This is a genomic window from Bradyrhizobium sp. MI1.7 (assembly GCF_055811795.1).
This window is the reverse complement of record NZ_JBVVPO010000170.1, coordinates 1-3,173: the sequence shown is the minus strand read 5'-3', so window position 1 is coordinate 3,173 and position 3,173 is coordinate 1. Positions and strand designations below refer to the sequence as shown.

Annotated in this window: 2 protein-coding genes, 1 pseudogene and 1 other annotated feature; of the genes and pseudogenes, 1 reads left to right on the top strand and 2 read right to left on the bottom strand. The window is 60.9% G+C overall.

What is annotated here, in order from left to right; all coding sequences use genetic code 11:
- Window positions 1-69: 69 nt before the first annotated feature.
- Both AC0L3X_RS46760 and AC0L3X_RS46755 read right to left on the bottom strand, forming a co-directional pair.
- Window positions 70-1,090, bottom strand: a pseudogene (locus AC0L3X_RS46760) (IS3 family transposase); the annotation flags it as partial.
- Window positions 690-806, bottom strand: a sequence feature (AL1L pseudoknot). (Overlaps the previous pseudogene by 117 nt.)
- A gap of 299 nt (window positions 1,091-1,389) precedes the next feature.
- Window positions 1,390-2,310, bottom strand: coding sequence for an AraC family transcriptional regulator (locus AC0L3X_RS46755; protein ID WP_231145687.1), 921 nt, complete (start codon window positions 2,308-2,310; stop codon window positions 1,390-1,392).
- Window positions 2,311-2,777: 467 nt separating this feature from the next.
- On the opposite strand from AC0L3X_RS46755, the gene AC0L3X_RS46750 reads away from it, so the two are divergent.
- Entirely contained in the window at window positions 2,778-3,128 is a 351-nt protein-coding gene (locus tag AC0L3X_RS46750) for a hypothetical protein (RefSeq protein ID WP_473317570.1), read from the top strand.
- Window positions 3,129-3,173 lie beyond the last annotated feature (45 nt).

Here is a 3,173-nt window from a genome sequence, read left to right as displayed (position 1 = left end):
ATCGCCAGCCAAAATCTATTCTGTTCATCGCGTCCTGCAACAGACGGCCGTCCTGGCGATGGCAATGGGGCTCGTCCCGACCGCGCCGATCGGCGCCTTACAACGTTCATCGCAACCTCCAACCTCCGAGTGTTGCGACGATCGTTTGAATCCGCCTTGGCTGCCTCTGTCGCTGTGGTGCACGAGCCCGCCACGATGGACCGACCGTCGATCATGTAGTGCCTGCTCCAGCGCATCGAGCACGAAGCCTGCATGCGCCGTGCGCGAGGCCCGCCAGCCGACGATCCTGCGGGCATAGGCATCGATGACGAAGGCGACGTAGACGAAGCCGGTCCAGGTCGCGACATAGGTGAAGTCGGAGAGCCAAAGGACGTTCGGCCGTGGCGCCTTGAACTGGCGGTTGACGTGATCCAGCGGGCATGGCGCCGCCTTGTCGCTGATCGTGGTCTTGACGGATTTGCCGCGGATGACCCCTTGCAAACCCATATCCCGCATCAATCGCGATACTGTGCAACGGGCTCATCGAAGCCTTCGCGTTTGAGCTGGCGCCAGACCTTGCGCACACCGTAGACGGAGAAGTTCTGATCGAAGACGCGACGAACCTCGACCTTCAGAGCGGCATCCTGCCTGGCGCGCGCCGACCGCTTGGCCGGATCGCGCCGCTTGGCCACATGGGCGTGGTAGGTGGAGGGGGCGATCGGCAAGACCTTGCAGATCGGCTCGACCCCATGCGCCCCACGATGATCATCGATGAAGGCGATCATGGCTTGGACCGGCGGTCGAGCTCCGCCATCGCAAAATAAGCGCTCGCCTTGCGCAGGATCTCGTTGGCCTGCCGAAGCTCCCGGTTCTCCCGCTCCAGGACCTTCAGCTTCTCGGCCATCTCAGTCGGAACGCCGGTCCGCTGCCCGCTGTCGATCTCGGCCTTCTTGACCCAGTCATGAAGCGTCTGCGGTGTGCAGCCGATCTTGGCCGCAATCGATGTCACCGCCGCCCAGCGCGAAGGGTGCTCGCCGGCGTGATCCAGAACCATCCGAACCGCACGGGCCCGGACCTCACGCGAGAACTTGTTCGTCGTCTTGCTCGTCATGGCTCCATCCTCTCAGGAGTTGGAGCCTCCGGCAAACCCGGCGCGGTTCAATGGCGGCATGCGGCCTCAGACGATTACCTTTCGGCGATATGCGCAGCGCCGGCGTGCGCGGCGTTTTGCGTGGATTATCGCTGCAGCCAGAGCGTTGCCTTTAGCGCCGACAGATGGCCGAAATCTGTATAGCCGACCATGATGTCGAGGCATGGGCAGCCCCGCACGAGCCGGTTGAAGTCCTCTGGCCTGTCACCCTGTGCATTTGTGCGTTTAGCAGCACACATAGCGTCAAGCGATGAGTTTGCTCAGCTTGGTTGAGACCGCGTGGATCGGAACTGTCGTGGTGTCATTCCCGTCCATCGCTTGAACGCGTGTGTGAGTGAACTCAGTTCGCGATAACCAAGCAGCCAAGCAACTTCGGAAACGGGTAGCTGCTCCTCTTCGAGATAGCGCTTGGCGAGCGCGGCCCGCAACTGGTCAAGGATTTCAGCGAAGGACGTCTTCTCTTCACCAAGCTTGCGCGACAACGTGCGGGTACTCAGTCCCATCTGCCGCGCGACTTCCTTCGCGACGCCTCTACCGTGAGGCAGCAGTGTGGTAAGCGTCTTCTCGACTCTTGAACGGACCGTCGCACCGTGCGGCGCTTTCCGTATCAGCGCTTCATCCGCATAGCGTCGCAACAAATCGTGCAGATAGCCGTCGCGGCCGACTAGCGGGAGGAGTGCCACTGGTACCGGAAAGGAGATCGCATCGCCATCCGCGCCGAACTCGACGTCACGGCCAAAGAACGTCCGGAACTCTGCGGGCGTCCCGCCTCGCAGATGCCTCATCTGCAGCCGCGACGGCACCAGACGACCGGCGGTCACCTGCCTGCAGATCCGAACCAGCGTCACCAGCCAGAATTCGATCTGATGCCGGTCGCTCCGTCGATCGACACCAACATATTCGAGCGCAAGGGTCGCAGTAAGCCCGACCATCTCGAAACGCAATTGGATGCCATCATTCATGATCCGGCTGTACCGTTCGGCGGCACGAAGCGCATCGGCGACATTCTCCGACGAAGCCATAACGTAGTAGACAAGGCCGATCTCACGTAGATCAAAGCTCCGGGCGAGACGGAAGCCCAAGATGTCGTCCTCCAACTCTTGGGCAGCCAATTCCAGAATCTTGATCTGGGTTCGCACTTCGAGCCGGACCGCAGGGTCGCGGAAGTCGTTCAGCGTCAATCCCGCCTTGGACAGTAGCGCAGCTGTGTCTTGGCCAGAGGCAGCGACGCGCGCGCAGGCCAGCCGAGCAATACCGCCCGTCGCGCTAGGTATCGCACTCAGTTGTCCCGCCGACTCCATAGCTCGCTCCTGCCCCGCTCAAGACGTCAAAGCCCACATCTATGGCGAGCCATCATAGGGCGATCCCCGCACTTCATAATAGAAACATCCAGTTGCAAGCGCTCCTTCACAATTGCCAGCAGAGGCTGCGCTGATCAGCGCGCTTGCGACATCGCCACAGAAGCGAGAACTTTTCGCCATGATTGCGGAACATCTCAACACGCTGGCGGCTGCCGTGGAGCTAGCATTGAAGACCGGCTTCATGTCAAAGGCAGGTAACCGACCACATAGGATCGGGTTCCGGCCTACAAGCGAGTAAGTTGAGAAACACCTTTGGCTCGCAAGTGTTGTTCCGGAGTGCGCCGATCATGGCAGCTTGGGACTCTGTGCCGATGGTCTTCCTGTTTTTCGCAGCCGGGATTTCTACGATCTTCTTTGTCACTTCCCTGCTTGCATTGCACTACGGCCGGGCTCTGGGACTGCGCTACCGAAAGCACGAAGTCGGCAGCGACAGCATGGCTGGGCTTGGCACGGTCGAAGGGGCGATCTTCGACATCATGGGCTTGCTTCTGGCATTCACCATCTCGGGTGCCTTGCAGCGGTTCGACGACCGTCGACAACTGGTCCTCCAGGAGGCGGCTGCAGCGGCGACCGCTTTCGACCGGCTCGGTTTGTTCGAGGGTGAGACTGACCTGCCCCTGCCGATTTCCTCCAGTTGAAGTTAGAGTCCGGCCTTCTGAAGGACGGACAGATGAAGCGAGCCA